This is a genomic window from Vibrio sp. 10N.286.45.E10 (assembly GCF_002874195.2).
Classification (GTDB): Bacteria; Pseudomonadota; Gammaproteobacteria; order Enterobacterales; family Vibrionaceae; genus Vibrio; species Vibrio crassostreae.
In genome coordinates, this window is sequence record NZ_MCWD02000001.1 from 378,397 (window position 1) to 398,226 (window position 19,830).

Genomic DNA, 19,830 nt, shown 5'->3' on the forward strand with positions numbered 1-19,830 from the left:
CATACCTAGAAATCAAATGAACAATGCCTAGAAACCAAATGAGTTGGAAACTAGATATCAGCTCAAGAAACTATGAGACGCTTTGTTGTGTTGAGCTATATATCAAAAATATCACTCGCACTTTTTATAAATTCACACAGCAACAGCTAGGCCATTTCTCACGCGCCGCATACTCTTTGATGGACTTATTAAGGACAGATAAGAGAATCCATCATGTTAAAAATCAAATATTTGGCGACAGTACTGGGCTGCACATTGGCAGCGCAAAGTCATGCGTCTTTGAACATTCAACCTGATCCGCAAAACCCGAATGGTTACCTTGTTGAAAAGTCGGCATTACAAGCTGCTGAACAAGCAAAAACATCCGATCCTATGTATGCGATCTGGTCACAAGCATTACAAACTCGTTCGAACACAATCGTTGAAGCGATTGAACCCGGTTCCCCATCTAACCCTGAAAACGTAAAGCGGGTTGAGCGTGTGTTCCCTCAATCTGAATGGGATTTCCTTACTCAGATGGCGGCGCCAGAATACACTTACACTCGTTTCTTACGTGCGATTGGTAAATTCCCTGCGTTCTGTGGAGAGTACACTGATGGCCGTGATTCTGATGCTATCTGTAAGAAATCCATCATCACCGCTTTTGCTCACTTCTCTCAAGAGACAGGCGGTCACATCGCGATAGACAACACCTCAGATAACCCATTAGCTCTAGAAGAGTGGCAGCAAGCGCTGGTACATGTTCGTGAAATGGGGTGGTCAGAAGGTCAAGAAGGCTACACCACTGGTTGTGGTCAGAACGATTGGCAAAATGCTCGCTGGCCATGTGCCGCGGGGCAGGGCTACTTCGGTCGTGGTGCTAAACAGCTTTCTTACCACTTTAATTACGGTGCTTTCTCTGAGGTGATGTTTGATGGTGACGCGACAGTGCTTCTCAACAATCCGGGCTTGGTAGCGGACTCTTGGTTGAACTTAGCGTCAGCTATCTGGTTTTTCTTAACACCACAAGCACCTAAGCCTGCCATGCTGCATGTCATTGACCGTACATGGACACCATCTCAACGTGAACTGGATGCCGGTATTGGTTATGGGTTTGGTACCACAATCAACGTGATCAACGGTGGTATTGAGTGTGGTGAACAGAATAAAGACAAGGGCCAACCAGTTAACCGTATTCGTTACTGGGAAGGGTTAGCGGCTCACTATGAAATTCCTGTAGAAGCGGATGAAGCCAATACCTGTTGGCAGCAAACACCTTACGGAAGCTTGAACCTCAACGGCGCGACTGATGTGTTGTACACCAACTGGGATGGCAACTGGAAATACTACGCAGATCGCCCAGAAGGGTATTCATTTGAGTGCGAGTTGGTTGGTTTCCAAACTGCTTATTCCGCGCTGGTGGCGGGCGATTACGAGAAGTGTGTGACCAATTTCTATGGCTCTCATGCAAGCTGGCCGGAAGTGAAAGTGGTCGATAAGCTTGATCCGGTAGACCCAGGTACTGATCCCGGTGGTAATGGTTGGAGTGCGACTAAGGTTTACAATGCGGGCGACCAAGTGACTCACAACGGCGCAACCTATGAAGCGAAATGGTGGACACAAGGGGATGACCCTGCCAATGGTGGCCCTTGGAAATTGGTTGCTGGAGAGCCAACACCGCCGGTTGTTACTGATCCAACTCCTGTTGATCCTGTGCCTGTCGATCCTGCTCCGGTAGACCCAACACCAGTTGAACCGCCAGTTACCGAGCCACCTGTCGTTGTTGACCCATCTGTGTTTATCACATGGCAAGCTGGCGTTAGCCAAGTGAGTAATGGCGATAAAGTGACGCATAACGGTAAGTGCTTCGTGGCTAAAAACGGCCCTGGTGTCTGGGAAAGCCCAGTTCAATCGAATTGGTTCTGGGATGAAATCAGCTGTCAATAATTACTCAGCTAATTAAGTACCTCAACTGACGAATCAAAGCCGAAAGTGATTGCTTTCGGCTTTTGCGTTTCTGCTCTGCGTTCCTCGATTATCTAACGCAAAACTTCTTAGCTGAATGCTAATTTTCCATTTAGAGAATAAAGTCCTGTACAAATGCTGAGTGTGAATTTATATTCACTTTTAAATTATACTTATTCTTTATTTTAGGGTTAAGGTTTACCTATGGAACAGACAGATATCACGTCACTCATCCCCATTGTGATTACTTTGGTGTTGTCGTTGGCGACAAGGAATGTAGTGATTGGCCTTTTTGCTGGCGTACTCAGTGGTGTAGCTATGCTCACCGGAATGTTTAGTGAACTAAATCCTCTTGATACCTTTGGAACCATGGTCAAAGGCTACCTAGTACCACAGCTTACGGATAGCTACAACGCAGGTGTGATTATGCTGTTGGTGTTCATCGGTGGTTTTGTCGCTTTGATGGAAAAGTCCGGTGGCGGCGTCGCGTTTGCAAAGCGAGTGACTCAGTGGGTAAGCAATAAATGCCAAGCTCAATTGTCAGCATGGCTGGGTGGAATCGTTATATTTTTCTCAGACTTAGGTACTCCGCTAATTGTTGGCCCTGTTTTTCGTCCTCTTTTCGATAAACTAAAACTTTCAAGACAGAAGCTAGCATTCATCATCGATTCTACGTCATCACCAGTCGCAATCCTTATCCCTTTTATCGGCTGGGGTGTTTACATCATGAGTCTGATTCAAAAAGAGTTTACGGCTTTGAATGTCAACATGTCTGACTGGGATGCCTTCATCGGTGCGATTCCTTTCCAGTTCTACGCATTTCTCGCGATTTTCATCGTTCCGCTCGTGTCCGTTAAAGGTTTAGACTTTGGACCAATGGCAAAAGCCGAGCGTGATTGCCAAGCGGGGATTAACTCTGGCGTGAATAACGAATCACTCAATGCGTTCTCGCATAAAAATGCAAAGGCTTCTTTTGTCTGGGCACCATTGTTAGTGATGTTGGTGGTGTTGTGCGCCATGTTGGTTCCACAAGGCTTCCCATTCCAAAAGGTCGCAGGCTCATCATTCAGAGCAGCATTATCTTCGGCTTATTTCTTTGCCGCGATTACCTTGATCTCGCTGATGGCTTACTACGGCGTGAGAAAACTGTCGGATGGCGTTTCTGTGTACCTAAAAGGCATGGGAAACATGATGCCAGTGGCAATAATCTTGGTACTGGCTTGGGCGTTAAGTACTGTCGGTAAAGAGTTAGGAGCAGCGGCTTATATTGCTGAACAAGCACAGAGTGGCTTTCCATACTGGTTAGTACCTGCGGTCGCTTTCTTGCTGTCGGCTATCATCTCATTCGCTACGGGCTCTTCTTGGGGAACCTTCGCGATAATGATGCCATTGGTTATTCCAACCGCGATTGCAATAGATGCTCCGCTACTCGTCGCAATTGGTGCCGTGTTATCGGGTGGCTTGTTTGGTGATCACTGCTCACCGATCTCTGAAACCACGATTCTTTCTTCAACAGGTGCCGGGTGTGACCAGTTTGAGCACTTTAAGACACAACTGCCTTATGCATTGATGAACGGTTCTATCGCTTTAGTGAGCTTTATCGTGGCTGGCTTTACTGGTAGCTCGTTGGTTGTGTTAGGTGCGCTTGTCGCTCAATTGATTATCGTTACGTTGTTAGCCAAGCGCGATGCGAGTAAAAACGCTTCTTCAGACGTTCAATCTCAAGTGTCAGAGTCTAAACAACAACAAGCGTAATTTAATATGTCTAAGTAGAGACGAGATTTAATGGACAGATACGGGATGCGAGTAATCGAGTAACGAAAAGCTAGCTCTCTATTGTCTAAGTTTGATGCTAAGGGTTCTCGCTTACTCAAATCTGAAGACTCTTTTCGCATCCCGCATCTCGTTACCCGAAACTTTTTCATATGCATATTACTAACTTCAATCTCAACACGCTCTTCGTATCCCGCTTACTCGAATCTAAAGACTCTTTTCGAATCTCGTATCTCGTTACTCGCATCTTTTTTATAGCGCGATAGGGAATTTGTTTACTTATAGTTTCTGTGAATTGATTTGTGTCGTTATGAAACTAATCTTCCATAAGATCATTTACACAATCTTAGTTTTCGATAACTGGATTACCTAGTTGAGCGGTTTATAGATTAAAATTTTCTTACAAATTTTATCGATTTTTTTTAATCAACCACTTTAATAAGGTAAATTCGCAATGTCGACCAAACTAGCTAACCCAGCGCCACTAGGCTTAATGGGTTTCGGTATGACCACTATTCTTCTTAATATCCACAACGCAGGTTTCTTTCCAATCGATTCAATGATTCTTGCTATGGGTATTTTTTACGGTGGTTTGAGCCAAGTTATCGTGGGCACAATGTGTTTCAAACGTGGTGACACGTTCGGTACAACTGCGTTTACTTCTTACGGCCTATTCTGGTTGTCTTTGGTTGGTTTAATCGTAATGCCTTACATGGGCCTACCAGCAAGCCCTGCTGCATTTATGGGTTGGTACCTACTTCTATGGGGCATCTTCACTGGCTTCATGTTCATCGGTTCTCTATGCTACCCAGTAGCGAAGCAAGTAGTATTCGGTTCACTAACTATCTTGTTCTTCCTACTTGCAGCTCGTGATTTCACTGGTAGCGAACTGATCGGCACTATCGCTGGTTTTGAAGGTATCTTCTGTGGCGCTTCAGCTATCTACTTTGCAATGGCACAAGTAATCAACAACGAATACGGCCGCACAGTTCTGCCTATCGGTGAGAAGAAAGCACCTCAACTGGCAACACAAGAAATCGCTGCTTAATACTCTAACTCGGGAACAGTTAGTTTGTTATAAGCCGTTTATTGGTTATGAATAAAACAAAAGGGGTTAGCCGAAATGGCTAACCCCTTTTTTATGCGTTATTAATAGCGCGAGTTAAAGCGAGCTATTTGCTAAAGCAATCCATTTGTTAAGGCACAAGCTTAAGCTGAAGGTTGCTCTACAGGTTTAGTGTCTGCAGCTTCTGTTTCAGGAGACTTGCCTGTTTTACGTTTGTACTTCTCTTCCCAGTAAGTAGCACCTTTAATGCCTAGTTTTACAGGGTTGAACGTGTACTCAGTTACGCCTTGTTTCTGCTGTTCTTCGTAGTCAGCTAGAGCTTTAAGCGCAGGCTTAGACATGAAGAAGATGATCAGAATACCCACGATGTTTAACCATGCCATCAAGCCAACACCAACATCACCCATTGCCCATGCAAGGTTAGCTGTTTTAACTGTGCCATAGAAAACTGCAGTGATAAGAACAAGCTTAAGTACGAACATCATGCCAGGGATCTTGATGGTACGACGTAGGTAAGCAATATTCGTTTCTGCGATGTAGTAGTAAGCAAGAATCGTTGTAAATGCGAAGAAGAACAGAGCAAATGCGATGAATGGCTTACCAATGCCTGGTAGTGCACTTTCAATAGCAAGCTGTGTAAATACAGGACCATTCGCACCAACGTTTGCTGCTAAGTTCTGAACAAGGAACACACCTTCTGCGCCGCCGTGAACGTTGTAAGCACCAGTGATGATGATCATGAACGCTGTAGCAGAACATACTAGAAGAGTATCGATGTAGATAGAGAACGCTTGTACCAAACCTTGCTGAGCTGGGTGATCAACACTTGCAGCTGCTGCCGCGTGAGGACCTGTACCTTGACCCGCTTCGTTTGAGTAAACACCACGCTTAACACCCCAACCAATTGCAGCACCGAAGCCAGCCATAGGTGTGAATGCATCACCAACAATCATTGCGAAAACAGTTGGCACTTGGCTGATGTTTAGCAGAATGATAACGAACGCGATGATGATGTAAGCCAATGCCATGAAAGGAACAACGATTTGTGTGAAGTTCGCAATACGTTTAACACCACCAAAGATGATGAAAGCAAGGATGATAGCAACAACAGTACCGGTGAAAATTTTAGCGAAACTGAATGTACCGACAGCTGTTTCAATCATATCACCTGAGCCAAATGCAGCTTCTACAGCATTACCAATACTGTTTGACTGAACACCTGGAAGCAAAATGCCACATGCAAAAATAGTCGCGATAGCGAAGATCCATGCGTACCACTTCTGACCCATTGCTTTTTCAATGTAGTAAGCCGGACCACCACGGAACTGGCCTTCGTCTTCTTCTTTGTAGATTTGCGCTAGTGTAGATTCTGCGTAAGCAGTTGCGGCGCCAAAGAAGGCTACAACCCACATCCAGAATACTGCACCTGGGCCACCGAAACCGATAGCGGCAGCAACACCAGCAATGTTACCGGTACCGACACGGCCAGATAGCGAAACGGCTAGAGCTTGGAAAGACGAGATGCCTTTTGATGAGCTTTTACCTGATAGTAGCAAGCGCCACATTTCAAAGAAGTGACGGATTTGAACAAATCGAGTCATGATGGAGTAGAACAAACCTGCACCTAAACATAGGTAGATAAGTACTGGGCTCCAGATTATTCCATTCAAAAAATCAACGAATGACTGCATGAGTATTTTCCCTGTTAGTTTTGCTTATGATTGTTTTTCGAACAACACAATACTTCACTTGTAACCCAAGTGTTAAATTATTTAACTGCGCATTAGGATTACTGTGACATAAAGCAAGTTATAGAGGGGGGTTGTTAATGCTTAGTGCTAATTCGATAATCGTCCCATTCAACCTAATATGCAACTAGTTTTGCTTTCTGGTGTTTTACAAAGTGAATAAATAGTGATTAATACAAAAAGGGGGATTTGAGATGCGAATAAAATACGAAATTAAAAAAGAGCAGCGGTTAAGGCCGCTAGCATAAACGGCTGATATAGGGGTTGTGGGATAAGTAGATTGGAATCTATCACCTGCATCGTGTGAGTTAGCAGATATAAGAAACTGTGTTTTTTGAAGATTCGATAATTGCGGCTTTAAGAATTACTTAGTGAAAGTTGTTAGTTTGATGACTGTTTCAAACAACTACGAACCCTCGCTCTTGTAATTCTTGAGCGAACTCCGACTGAGTATTTGGCTCGCCGTGAATCAAATGCACCTCTTTCGGTGGCGTCGCGATGCCCTCTATAAATCGGTAGAGATCCTCTTTATCAGCATGGGCAGAATAGCCAGACATGCCATGAATTTGAGCATTAACCTCAACGTCTTTGTTATCAATAGAAACCTGCATTTCGCCTTGTTGCAGCTCTCGTCCGAGCGTTCCGTGCGCTTGATAGCCAGCTAAAATTACATCAGTTCGTTTATCGGGAAGCAAGGCGGATAAGTAGTTCATGATCCTGCCGCCCTGACACATTCCAGAAGCTGCGACCACAATCGCGGGTTCACCTGTCGACTTAAGGCGATTAACGATTTTCTTGTGCATTCGATGCCCATCAACGGTAATGCACTGCTCAAAAGCGAGTGGGTGACGGTTCAGTTCTAGCCGTTGCTTTGCTTCTTGTCCCCAGAGTTCTTTAAAGCGTCGATAGGAACGTGTCACTTTCTCTGCCATAGGAGAATCGAGGATGATAGGAATATCGGCGCTGAGCTGATGCTCAAAGATCAGGTGTTCGATATCAAATAGCAACTCTTGTGTTCGACCGATACTGAAGGCCGGAATTAGGATGACACCCCCATCAAGTAGCGAACGATCTATGATGCTTTTGAGGCGTTCTGCTCGTGTCGCAATATCATCATGTGTACTGGTGCCATAAGTAGATTCGATAAACAGATAGTCGGCTTGTTGTGGCGGCATCGGGTCGGGAAGTAAAGGTGTGTTGCTTGGCCCTAAGTCGCCAGAAAATACCACCACCTCTTGATTAGGTAATTTAATCTCGATATAGGCAGAACCTAAGATGTGCCCAGCGGGTTGAAAGCGGGCATGCAAAGTATTTGGCCTATGATGATCCTTTCCGTTTTTTTGCTGTTTAGACGTGATTGGAAACCATTCCCCGTAAGGCTTGGGAGCAATTAATGAATGAATCTTTTTGAGTATCAGCTTCGACTGTTTATTACTGAGTCCTTGCAGCTTTAAGCCATCCTCAATCATTAAAGGGGCGAGTTCAGCGGTGGCTTGCGTGCAATAAATCGGTTGGTTAAACCCACTGGCGAGTAACCAAGGTAATCGGCCAATATGATCAATGTGAGTATGAGTCAGCAGCAGAGCGTTGAGGTGGGATGTTTCAAATTCAATATCAAGAGGGTGGGTGTCCGCACCTTGAAGCTTTTTACCTTGAAGATCTAAACCTTGAAACAGGCCACAATCGATGAGCACCGCTTGGCCTGAATCTCTTAATTCGTGACAAGATCCTGTGACAGTATGTTTGCCGCCATGGTGAATCACTTCCATCGTTTACTCCCATTGCTCTATAAAGCCGTTAACGCCTGTTTTTATTTTGCGGATAAGCGCCAGTAAGTAAAACAAGAACAATGAGAGTTGCGATCGTTGAGTATCTTTTTAAGTAACTGAGCGATGACTCAGTGGGTTCGTTGTGAGTTAGTTCGTAGAAGAGCGGTCTGAATCCAACTCTGGGTTTTGCTGCGCCTCTAAACTAGCTACTTCGGCATCAAGCTCTGCTATTTTCTCTGCCATGAGTGCGTGACAGCGATTGGCCAGCTCCCTTGCATCGCTGAGCTTGTATCCAGACACATCGATAGGTTCCAGCATCTCGGTAATCGCAATACCGTTGTTTAATCGATTTAAGTCGATCTTATTGTGTGTGGTGCTGGTACACATCGGGGTGATAGGCACACCAGCTTCAATCGCCATTCGGAAAGCGCCTGTTTTGAATGGCAGTAACCCACGTCCTTTACTACGGGTTCCTTCAGGGTAAACCCAAACAGATAGATCTCTCTGATGAATCGCTTCCGCCACTTGTTTGATGGTATCGCGTGCTTTGGACTTGTCTTCACGGTTAATCATGATGTTACCCGTGATCCAATACAGCAGACCAAAGAAAGGCACGTACAACAAATCGCGTTTGCCCAATGAAACAGTGCGTGGTCTTAGCATTCCTGGGTCGGTCACAAAGTCCAATATGCTTTGGTGGTTAGAGATGTAGACGCTGTTTTCTGGTGTCGGGGCATTGTCGAGGCCGCGCTGCACCAGTTTTACACCGATGATCTTTTGGAGTTGGTTGAACCAACGACAGAAAACGTACACATGCTTGGGGTTCTTGGGGCTAAACAAGCAGTAAACAAAAGCACATAGAGTGGTGAGAATAATAAACACCGTAGCCAAAATAATACGAAGAACAGCAAGCACAATTCACTCCTTACTCACCACAGAGGGCAGTGATTAAATAGTTTTAGATGCTTGAAGTTTTCACTCTATTTAACCGAATTGCAACAATTAACTGTGTTAGGGGGCTATTTTTAGATCTTTATATAAAACAAGGACTAACAATGGGCATTTGACACACTTATCGAGCTTACACGTGTTCACCAGTAATGGCTCATGATCACCAATACTGTTTATTTGGATCCGATTTTTCTACCCATTCAGGATCTTGACGCGATTCCAAGTAGAGTTGTAGGCCGTTATAAGACATGAAAGCTGCAGGGCCGCCGAGGTGTTCGAAATAGTCGAAATACTCATCTTCGAGCGCACATAGGTGGGCCAAATCTTCAACCTTGTTAGCTAACGCCCATTGAATGGCAAATACAGGCGCAACTGAGCCTGAAATATTCACCTCTTCGACGTTTGGGTTAAACATTGAATTAGCTTGCTCAAGCAGTATCTCTTCTTGTTCAGACTCTTGTTGTAGCACCTCTTCGACGATCTCCGAGCGCTTGGTATTAGAGACACTTTTGTTCAGCTTAGCGATTCGCAGTGCGTAGCTAAATCGGTCTGATGAAACGATGTCGACAAGCTGCGACAACAGCTCTTTGTCTACGCCTGCAGCCTTGGTGAAATAGTCTATACACGAATTGATTGAGGCATAACGAGTACCGTCAAACTCAAAGCCACTGGTTTCGTCGTATACCTCAAGTGGGATGTCATCAACCGACAAAGGCCAGCCTTTATAATCGACGCGTTGCTTGGCGATTTGATACATTTTCCACGCGCTGCGCCCAAACCCGCCAAGTGTCGAGCCCGAGAAATCAGAATCAATAAGTTCTTGCTCTGTCCAGTTCTCACCGATGCCAAGGTGCTTAGCGTACTTGTCTATCAGAGTGTGTTTTATCTGATCGCGCACAGACCAAATTGAGGTCAGATTCTTTGAATAGTTAATTCTCTCACACTCATTACAAGCCGGCAGTGCTATCGGTGAATGGCCAATCTTGGCAACAGCCTGCGCTGTCTTAGGAAATTCAACAAGGTTACTGGAAGGTTCACCACAAAACCAACAGGTGTGGCGCAGGTTGAACGGGGTATCTATGTGCGAGTATGTGTTAACTGTCAATTTTGAACCATTTCTGAATTATCGAGGTAGAGGTAGTGAGTCTTTACCTATGGGGAATGTCTTCTTATACCACTATAACAACCAGCGTTTTATATTCTTTGGATTCGCTAGGGTTAATTGGTACTTTTTGGGAGCTGAAGAGAGCTTCTTAGTATCTACGCAGACATCCAAACGTTTGAGCAAATACTTAATCAATGCTCGTCGACAGTCAATTGTAAATGGCGCATCATGCATCCCGTAGTCGACTTTCACTATTTGCTGTTGTGCTGGTGAAAGATGTGGATTTGGGATGATTTCGATTATTTCTTCTGTTGCCCAATCTTCATCGTCTTCGATGTTAATCTCCGATTGGTTGAGCAGCTCAGGCTCACCTCTAAATCGGCTCAATACAAAGTCTAAGAACATCTTTCTTTCTTCGCAATATGCTCTCACGTGCCAGCGAAACCCATCAAATACGATGGTGTGTGGAACGATATTTCGACCTCGCCCCTCAGGGTTATCCATTGAAACATACTCAATATCAACTCTACGCCTTTCTCGTGCTGCTTGTAGAAGTCTACGAACGATTATAGGGGCTATCTGCCTGTCTGGGACTGAAAGGACAATAGAGTCTGCGAAACCCAGATCTTTTAAATTAAAGCCGTCTACATGGTCACTGTTGTATTTGTGCAGTAGCGACAAATACTCGTTAGGAGTGCCTTTTGTAAACTTTGGCGCAAAATGATCAGTAAGTCGGTAGCCTTTAATACTACGATCATGAACAAGTGGTGAAGTAGAAAAGTGCTCTTGATAAGCTTTGATGTCTCTAGAGGCTTGCTGTCGCTTAATGTTGAAAGAGTTACATAGGTGATTAGTCGTAACGCGACCCTCCCACAATGCAACAACTTCGATTAATTTGAAGCGCAGTAACTGATCCCACTTTATTGTCATAACAATTATCTAATGCCTGAAAATGATACATGTTGATGTGTACAGAATATACGTACATTTTTTACATGGGTATAGTACACACTCAACGGTTAAAATTGCGGAGTGTTACGTAACGCAATGTAAGCTAAATCATACTTTTCTAATACTAAACACAATATTTGTTTGTAAAGCGAGTAAGATAAACAATTTGCATATGGTGATGTTAACTCATCCACTCATTCCATTTTTTTATGGTTACAAGTACCGTTACTTTTCCGTGTTTGATACTATTTATCTCCACAAAAAAAGTCCGTTTAATCAAATTTTGAAGAGATTCCTTTGAACTTAGAAAAAGCCCTCAGCATACTTTCTAAATCATCGCCCTACGCGGTAAGTACAGAAAGAGAGCAAAATCAAGATCTTCTGGCTGATTATAAAAGCCATGTGTACATCACTACAGATATCGAAGTGGACTTTAAAAAGTCTCTGCTGTCCTCTAAGAAAAGTGACATCATATTTTTGTGTGGCAGTAGTGGTGATGGTAAATCTGAGATTCTGACTCAGTATAGCCAGAAGCATAAAGCGACACATGAATTCCATCTGGATGCGACACACAGCTTTAACCCAAATCAGACGGCAATCAATGCGTTGGATGAGCGATTCTCACAGTTCAAAGGAAATGATAAGCCACTTGTTGTTGGCATTAATATCGGAATGTTAGGCAACTATGCTGAGGAAGGTGCTGAACAACACGACGATATTAAAGCTTCGATAAAAGCGTTCTTGGAAAACAAAACGGACGATATTCCAACGAACCATATTTTCTTAGATTTCGAGCAATACCCGAAATTTACGCTTGGCCATGAAGTTAGTACCTCTGACTTTGCGGCTAAGTTTCTCGCTCGCTTAACTGAGCCAACGCTAGATAACCCGTTTTACGCACTGTATGACAGTGAAGTACAAAAGCTAGGTCACAGTAAGCTCACGGCAAACTATGCGTTGTTAGGCTTAGAATCTGTACAGAAGAATATTATTTCTTTGTTGCTGAAGGCTCGTTTAATCAAAGACCAGTTCTTAACGGCAAGAGCTCTATTAGACTTTGTATACCAAATCTTAGCGAGCGATGGATACTTGTTTGATAATTTGTATTCAGGCTCTGATAACGAGTTGCTTGAACATATTCAAAGCTTTGACCCAAGCAATATTCATACTCGCAAAGTGGATGAGTTCGTTCTTCAGTTTGGTTTAGGGATCGAAGATGAAGGTTTCGCACAACTTAAAGATCAAGTGAAAGCGCTCGGTGTATTTGACGTGCTAAGCGCTGCTTCTTATCTACGTATGGTTTACTTGTTAAAGGATGAAGCGCAGTTCGCTAATGACTATATCAATGGGTTAAAAGCAGACTTCGATAACTCTTTGGTTGAGCAATATGCCAAGATCTGGTTACTTCATCGTGAGTTTGATGGTTCAGGTAAACAGAAAAAAGAGCTTAATAAATTCTACAAAGACACATTGATTTCAGCTGTCCACCGTTATTGTAATCGTAACTCCCCATCTCTTGATAAAGACCAGTTTTTTATCTCTGAATATAACGGTTTTAAGACTGCGGCTGAGCTTGAAGTTAAACCTGACTTCTCATCTATCAAAACGCAAGCTGTGAGTAAAATTGGTTCGTTTAACGCTCATATTCGAGTCGACGATCATTCGCTTCTACCTATGCCTATTAGCATTAATTTACTCGAGCTGTTGGAAAAAATTAACCAAGGGTACCGTCCAAACAAACACGACAAGAACGCGGTACTTTTGTTGGATGAAGTGATTGAGCAGATCATCACCGTAGCCAACGAAAAACACACCCTATTTATTCTGAAAAACGACAAACGCTATAAGGTCGTGAATGAAGATGATGAATATTTCGAAGTGAGTGGTTTATAAAATGACAATGGATAATTACACCCAACCATTTAATCCAACGTTGCCACAAACTGCGGAAAAAGTGCGAAATAAAAATAGCCTAAGCAGCTACTTACCTATTCGAACCAAAGGTAATGACTTTGATGTTGATGCGGTCATCGGTTTAGTTTTACGTGGGCTTCTACGTAAAAAAGTAGAAGGTTATAGCTACGAAGAGTTTGTGGCTGACTGCCAAAGCGCCTTTGAAGAAAAGCTCGGTGAAGAAGAGTTTTGGCAGGTGCTAAAAGAGATGTACTTTGATAACAAAGATATCTTTACTGTTAGCCCTGAGCTCCTTCTATTTCGAGCACAAAAAGGTGAGTTTGCGGCAGGTGACTCGCGTGTCGCTTCTATGTTTACCAACTTACTGCAGAACATGCGTGTTGAAGAGTTTGATGCGAAGTTAAACTTCATTGAACGTGAGATGCTTTCTACGCTTCGTGGAAAAATGAAGTCTGACTCGTCATTGCAAGCGAGCGAGAAACCTTATCTACCTTATCTTTCGAAAGCATTCCGTGACGACCTGAAATTCTTGGCAAGTCGCCCTAAGTATCTACTCAGTGAAATTGAGTCGTTCTTGTCTTTTTATGGTTTCGCATACACCGCGCAGCTGAGTTTAGCGATAACTGATTGGCGCAGTGGTGAAGAGCCAGTGGCTAAGCCTTTATATTTCATTATGGATCATGAGCGTGCGAGTAACGAACGCACCCATATTAAGAATCACGGCTATAAGCTATTTAATGAGTCAGCCACTCGACTGTTCCCTATGCTGACGATGCTTGAGCTACTTCAGCCAGGTGTTGGCGATAAGAATGCGATAAAAGTACCTCTGTGGGAAATATCAAAGGGCATTCAAGAGTCGAAGTCGACGCATCTAAAAGAACAACTAGAAAACTTTGCCAGAGCGTTTAAGTCACAACGTAATCTAGACACAGATCTAGGTGAGTCTGAATTGGCGCTCGATTGGCTTGGCAATGTAATGAAGTTGGCATCAGCGCAGTTTAGCGTCGGTGAGCGTTTCAATATCAACAAGAAGTATGTATCAGAAGTCGAGAAATATCTGGCGTCTCACTTTATTCAAAGCCGAGGTCGTAGTGGTCGAGTATTAGTACTTAACCAAGACTACATAATATTATTAACCAACCTAGTTGTTGGAGAAAAGGACAAACTCCGTTTCCACGAATTAATCACAGCTTTTGAGCAACGTGGCATTTTCGTTGATAAACAAACAGAACAAGAACTAATTAAATTCTATGAGCGCATTGGTAACGTAGAGCGCATGAGTGATAGTGGAGACGCAGTATATGTCCGTAAAACAATTTGAGACCTTTCTAGTAGAGCAGTTTTTAGCGGATGCTGAAACACACATCAAGGCAGGTTTTCGCTATCAGTTTAAGTCGCCAGACAATGAAAATAGCATGCGCTTGTATCAGGCGATGACGGCTCATTCTGAAAACAGCATTGATGCGACTAACGACATTAAATTGCCATTCATTGAACTGTCAGGTTGCAAAATCGTACCTGTGATTCATAGCGAAAACCCAGCAGAGTTCGAAGGCTTCACTGAAAACTACATCTCACATTTGCGTGACGAAGTGGCGAGTCAATCAGGCTACTTAAAAGGTTGCGCGCTAGTTGTGATCCACAACAGCTTGCTTGATACCTTGATAAACTCTGCAGAAGACTTAGCTCAAGTGGGGCAGGTTTGGAGCGCATCAAAGATCAAAGCGGCAATGAAAGGGTTAATCGATCAGCAAGACAAAGGGCGCGATGTGTCGAATTGCCTGCTTGATGACCAATTTGATGCCATTTTAGAAGATGGCGCAACCATGTTTGGTTTTGAATCTCTATACAAAGCAGTTGAAGACGGTGACTTGCGCTTCAATGAATTGGGCATGTTTGAAGATCCGCTTGTAGCTGAAATGAGCGGCAATCCTAAGCAAATTAAAAAACGCCTAGAAGATAACCGTGCACTTTATGAAGAGCTCACTTTTGAAGTTGAACACTTTGGTGGTCAGCTTCAAGACCGCTTGAAATCATTCGGCGAGAAATTTATTAAAGAAAACTTTGCTGAAACGGATGCATGGAAAGATGTTGAATTTGAAGCTTTTCTGCAAGAGAAAAAACGCAATGCGCAACAGCAGCTAGTTCTTGAAGAAGAGCAAGCGAGTGATGGTATCACAATCACAGCGCGTAACCGTGCAGAGACCAAAGCGGGTATGCGTGATCGCCACTTAATCATCGAGTTAGATGAAGATGTGAATGAGTTTGAACTGAAGCTGATCTTCCAAGGTGCGAGTAATCTTGAGAGAAGCCAATTCAAAATTCAGCCAGCAAAAGCGCTCAACAACGAGGAAGTGATTACCACACTTAACGGCCTAAAAACGACACGAGCTAGCTTAAAAGGTACCTATAAGCACGAGCCATTGTTCTTTAATTTGGCGTTGAAGCGCGAGAATAAATCTGAAGTTTATAACTTCCGTTGTTTAGTGGTTCGAAAAGGCGAGTTCTATATTGAACCGTTCAAAAACATCTTCTTGGTAGAGCCTGCACCAGCGAAGCAGCGCTTAACCTTGAATATGGAAGAGAATAAGCTGCAAATCAGAGCCAACGAAGGCAGCGCATGTTCACTGCTTGATGCTAAGCAGGTTGTCGATGCAGCAGACTACGCCGTAGTGGATTTTGAAGCGTTAGCCAATGAAGCTGACGAAATAGATTTTGCCGTTAAATCAGGTGATAACCAGCTTAAGTTTAATGTTGAAGGTGCAGTAGCCACCGATTCATTGAGCTTACCTTTATTGATCAATAGAGGTCGTTATCACAAGCTTTTCAAAGATGAATACAACGGCGAGTTTTATTCTCACAAAGGCAAGGTCGGCATCGACAACAGCGAGTTCGTTGTACCTGGTGTTCGCTTAAAACTACTGCGTTGGGAAGAAGAGTTCATTAACAACAAAGTGGTGTCGATTGCTGATTCAGGGGCGCTCAAGCTCGATGACCTGCAAGCGATTGATGATGCCATTCACTCTTCTTACGTTGAGCTTTTTGATTACCTAGAACAACGCCGCAGTACGCCTTCATTGGCATCTTGGGGAGATGAGTTTACAACGCTTGTTCAAAACACGGTTGACGCTTGCTTAGGTTATTTTGAAGCAATTCCAACAGGCAGTATGCTAACCAAAGAGCAAAAGCTAGCACTGACTATTGGTTTAGTTAACTCAGAAGGTGAGGAGTATTACTCACCCTTCCACCCGCTGATTTTGGCTTATTACCTCAATCTAAGAAATTCGATTCGTAATGACAAGAGCTTTGCTCAGCTACCGGATGTCACTTTCGAACGCTTGTCACCAAAAGGTTTGCTGCCATATGTTTTCCATCCAAAACATGAGTTCTCTTATAACCAACAGGTGAAAGAGAACGCATTCTGGATCAAGAGTGTGCCTCAAGAGAAAAGCTCTCTTACTTTCGTTCGTAAGCTGGTAAAAGAGAAAATCGATGAGTTCCAAACGGCATTCAGCCAACTGTTCACAGGCTCTGAGAAGAGCATTATTGTCAATGCGGTGAACCAAGACAGCGCTGAAGAGTTATTCATGGGGCTGGTGGATTATGTCCGCAGTAACCAAGATCAGGCTGCATCGATTCATATTAACCTGTATGACGACAAGTTAGCGTTTAATGCGTTTGACCGATTTGCTGAAACAGCCAATTACGATGAATTGAAAGAGTGGCTAGAGCTGAACAAGGGTAAAGTTCGTGAAGTTGCAGATACTATTATCGATATTCTTCGCACGCGTCTAACTTACAGCAAGTTCACTAATGCCCAAGCCGAAAAAGATGGTCAGTCTTATGCGCATCTTTCCTTTTTCCGTAATAACGACAAGGTCGATTGCTCAGACATTGCGATTGAAGATATGGCATCAGGCATTGCATGTGATGGTCTATTAACGGGTGATGCTTCTGAAAGTAAATCAGGTTCGTACTTTACGGGCTTTGGCTTAAAAGGAACGGATTACCAAGACTACCCACATTTGATGATGGCTAAATACGTCGGTGCTCTGTTAAAACCTGCACTCAAGCCAAATACTCAATATCACGGTGCAAACGCGGTTGCCCTTGCTGTAAGTGAAGACTTTAAAGGTTTACTAGAACGTTCGTACGAGAGTTCTATCTGGACGACCATTATTGATCCTAAGGTTACGTTGGACTTCTTCCACAGTAATGAAGACGTAGTATTGATTCACTATTCAGATCAGTACACCAGTTCATCAAGCTACGACGCGATCACGGTTACCGCTCAGCGTGGTTTGTTTGAGAAAGTCATCAAGCAAGGTGATGGTGGCCAAATTAATGAGTTCAACGCGTTCAACGGCGATTGGCTCCTTAAAATGATGACCTGTGCGCCGACCATAAATAAAGAACGCAAAGGCGTGATTGGTGCCTACAAGTTTGTGACTAGCCTTGTGCATGATTCAGACATTACATGGGTACCGCTGTCTGTCGCTGAGATGATCCGAGTATCGGGCAACATTGGCCTGAAGATGTCTGACAGTGAATTCTCTCGTAATGTACAAGGTTACAAGAAAGGCGAAATTTCTGACGATGTGTTGCTGGTTGGCTTCAAAGACCAAGACATGTATTTATTACCTGTTGAAGTAAAAACGGGCTCGGTGCCGAATTACAACAAAGCCGTTAAACAGTCGAAAGAGCTACTACGTTACTTAAGCCAAGACTTACTAGGAAATGATGACCTAGCGAGCAAGCTTTACCGTGGCCTATTTATGCGCCAAGTATTGATGCAAGTCGACAAGTATCGCCTATACAAGGTGTTTGCAGATAATTACTTCGATAGCTTACTTGCTAACAAAGAAGAGTGGCTAAGAGGCGACTATTCACTTGGTCAAATTGCAGACTACCCAGAGGGCTTTGTGGTTAGCCACCTTGAAGGGGCTGGCTGTTTACAACCCGACTACCAAATGATGGAAGGGGTGTTAAAAGTCGACCTACCGATGGGGCTACTTCCTGGCTTAGTGGAAACTCCGCTGCAAGAAGTGTTGAACGAATTAGATGTAGTGAAACTTTGCCACGTGCCAAGTGAATATGTGTTGAATGGTGAGACTCGATTAGAGAAATTCCCTGAAGCTGAATCACAGCCAGCGGTAGTAGAATCTGATGAGGTTGAAACGACAGAATCAGTGCAGCCTGAACAGCCAGTTGTTGAAGAGCAAGTAGCACCAGTCGTTGAGCCTATGAAGGTCGAATCTAACAGCAACCTAAACGTGTTATTTGGCCACAATGCGTTAACACAAGCACCATTGAACTGGGAGCCAACCAATACCGCCAAATTCATGAATACCAATACCGGCATTATTGGCACCATGGGTACGGGTAAAACGCAGTTTACCAAGTCGGTGATCACTCAGCTTTACCGCAACCAAGCAGACAACGTAAACGGTGCGCCAATTGGGATGCTTATTTTCGACTACAAATCCGATTATGTAGACGACAAGTTTCAACAAGCGACCGCGGGTAAGAAGTTTAACCTTCATAAACTGCCGTATAACCCACTGAGCTTGTTTGGCGATACACCAATGCTACCTGTGCACACCGCACGTGGCTTCTCTGAAACCATGGGGAAAGCCTTTGGCTTGGGCCAAAAACAGCAACTGCGTTTGCGTAAGCTGGTGGGTGAAGCGTATGAGTTGGCGGGTATCCGCAAAGCGGATCCAAACACTTGGTCAAAAGCAGCGCCGACAATCTCACAGGTATGGGACTTGTTCATTGAAACAGAACCAGATGAAGATTCATTATATGCGGCACTTGAGAGCTTATATGAGCTAGAGATTTTTGAAGACGATAACACCAAGTGCATGAGCCTTTATGACTTGGTGGATGGCATCACGGTAGTTGAACTAGCGGGTTACCCTTCAGAAATTCAAAACCTTGTAGTCGCACTTACGTTAGACCTTTTCTACTCACAAATGCAGAAGAAAGGTAAGCCTGAAGTCCAAGGTGATTTCCGCCAAATTACTAAGATGATTTTGGTGGATGAAGCGGATAACTTCATGTCTCAAAATTTCCCAAGTTTACGTAAGATCTTGAAGGAAGGCCGTGAATACGGTGTTGGTGTGATTCTGTCTACACAAGACATCACCCACTTCCAAACTGGTGAGAATGACTACTCAAGTTACGTACTTACATGGGTAATTCATCGCGTAGCGAAGATTCGCCCACAAGAGCTAAAAGCCATGTTTGGTGTAAACGAAAAAGCAGAACAAGAGAAGCTGATGGAAACCATCAATAAGCTAGAGAAGCACTACAGCTTATACATTGATGGGGCGAAGAAGATACTCCCAATGAGAGATAGAGCATTTTGGGAGCTTCTTCAATAAACAACTGATTTTAAACGCCCTTTAGGGCGTTTTTTGTTATGCTATATCATAGTAATATAATGCAGATGCATATTAACTCGTAATTGGATCCGGGAGTTCCTCGCGTTTTAGTTAGATGGACTCTAGCCCATTAGGTAACTTAAATTTATAAAGTAATACGTTGTATATGAAAGTTAGTAAGAATAAATATCGGTATTCTTTCATTACAGGTTATTTAAGGTTG

11 protein-coding genes are annotated in these 19,830 nt (G+C 43.6%); 6 read left to right on the top strand and 5 right to left on the bottom strand.

The genetic code is table 11. The annotated features are described in order from the left end of the window. The first annotated feature begins 213 nt into the window (after positions 1 to 213). From BCU34_RS01580 to BCU34_RS01590, 3 genes are all read left to right on the top strand, one after another. A complete protein-coding gene (locus BCU34_RS01580) occupies positions 214 to 1,926 on the top strand; it encodes a chitinase (RefSeq protein WP_102431890.1) in 1,713 nt (570 codons plus the stop codon). Between the two features lie 222 nt (positions 1,927 to 2,148). After that, positions 2,149 to 3,699: a Na+/H+ antiporter NhaC family protein gene (locus BCU34_RS01585; RefSeq protein WP_102431891.1), complete on the top strand. Its 1,551-nt coding sequence runs from the start codon at positions 2,149 to 2,151 to the stop codon at positions 3,697 to 3,699. A 472-nt stretch (positions 3,700 to 4,171) separates the two neighbouring features. After that, positions 4,172 to 4,765: an acetate uptake transporter gene (locus BCU34_RS01590; RefSeq protein ID WP_017056721.1), complete on the top strand. Its 594-nt coding sequence runs from the start codon at positions 4,172 to 4,174 to the stop codon at positions 4,763 to 4,765. A 161-nt stretch (positions 4,766 to 4,926) separates the two neighbouring features. Here BCU34_RS01590 and BCU34_RS01595 read toward each other — a convergent pair whose 3' ends face one another. The 5 genes from BCU34_RS01595 to BCU34_RS01615 all read right to left on the bottom strand — a co-directional run bounded on the left by BCU34_RS01595 (position 4,927) and on the right by BCU34_RS01615 (position 11,286). Then, positions 4,927 to 6,474 (bottom strand): alanine/glycine:cation symporter family protein, encoded by a 1,548-nt coding sequence (locus BCU34_RS01595; protein ID WP_048658817.1) that lies wholly within the window; start codon positions 6,472 to 6,474, stop codon positions 4,927 to 4,929. Positions 6,475 to 6,929: 455 nt separating this feature from the next. Further along, positions 6,930 to 8,300, bottom strand: a complete 1,371-nt coding sequence (locus tag BCU34_RS01600) for an MBL fold metallo-hydrolase (protein ID WP_102478558.1) — start codon at positions 8,298 to 8,300, stop codon at positions 6,930 to 6,932. A gap of 147 nt (positions 8,301 to 8,447) precedes the next feature. After that, the gene (locus BCU34_RS01605; protein ID WP_102478557.1) at positions 8,448 to 9,215 is read right to left on the bottom strand and encodes a 1-acylglycerol-3-phosphate O-acyltransferase; all 768 of its coding nucleotides are present in this window, start codon (positions 9,213 to 9,215) and stop codon (positions 8,448 to 8,450) included. 196 nt (positions 9,216 to 9,411) lie between these two features. After that, positions 9,412 to 10,356, bottom strand: a complete 945-nt coding sequence (locus BCU34_RS01610) for a hypothetical protein (RefSeq protein ID WP_102478556.1) — start codon at positions 10,354 to 10,356, stop codon at positions 9,412 to 9,414. A 72-nt stretch (positions 10,357 to 10,428) separates the two neighbouring features. Further along, a complete protein-coding gene (locus BCU34_RS01615; protein WP_102266013.1) occupies positions 10,429 to 11,286 on the bottom strand; it encodes a helix-turn-helix transcriptional regulator in 858 nt (285 codons plus the stop codon). Between the two features lie 318 nt (positions 11,287 to 11,604). On the opposite strand from BCU34_RS01615, the gene dptF reads away from it, so the two are divergent. From dptF to dptH, 3 genes are read left to right on the top strand one after another with little or no spacing between them, the layout of a single operon-like run. Next, complete coding sequence (dptF, locus tag BCU34_RS01620; protein ID WP_102478555.1) at positions 11,605 to 13,200, top strand: DNA phosphorothioation-dependent restriction protein DptF; 1,596 nt, start codon at positions 11,605 to 11,607, stop codon at positions 13,198 to 13,200. A gap of 1 nt (position 13,201) precedes the next feature. After that, the gene (gene dptG, locus BCU34_RS01625) at positions 13,202 to 14,542 is read left to right on the top strand and encodes a DNA phosphorothioation-dependent restriction protein DptG (RefSeq protein WP_102478554.1); all 1,341 of its coding nucleotides are present in this window, start codon (positions 13,202 to 13,204) and stop codon (positions 14,540 to 14,542) included. Beyond that, entirely contained in the window at positions 14,523 to 19,607 is a 5,085-nt protein-coding gene (gene dptH / locus BCU34_RS01630) for a DNA phosphorothioation-dependent restriction protein DptH (RefSeq protein WP_102478553.1), read from the top strand. The genes dptG and dptH overlap by 20 nt, the downstream gene beginning before the upstream one ends. Positions 19,608 to 19,830 lie beyond the last annotated feature (223 nt).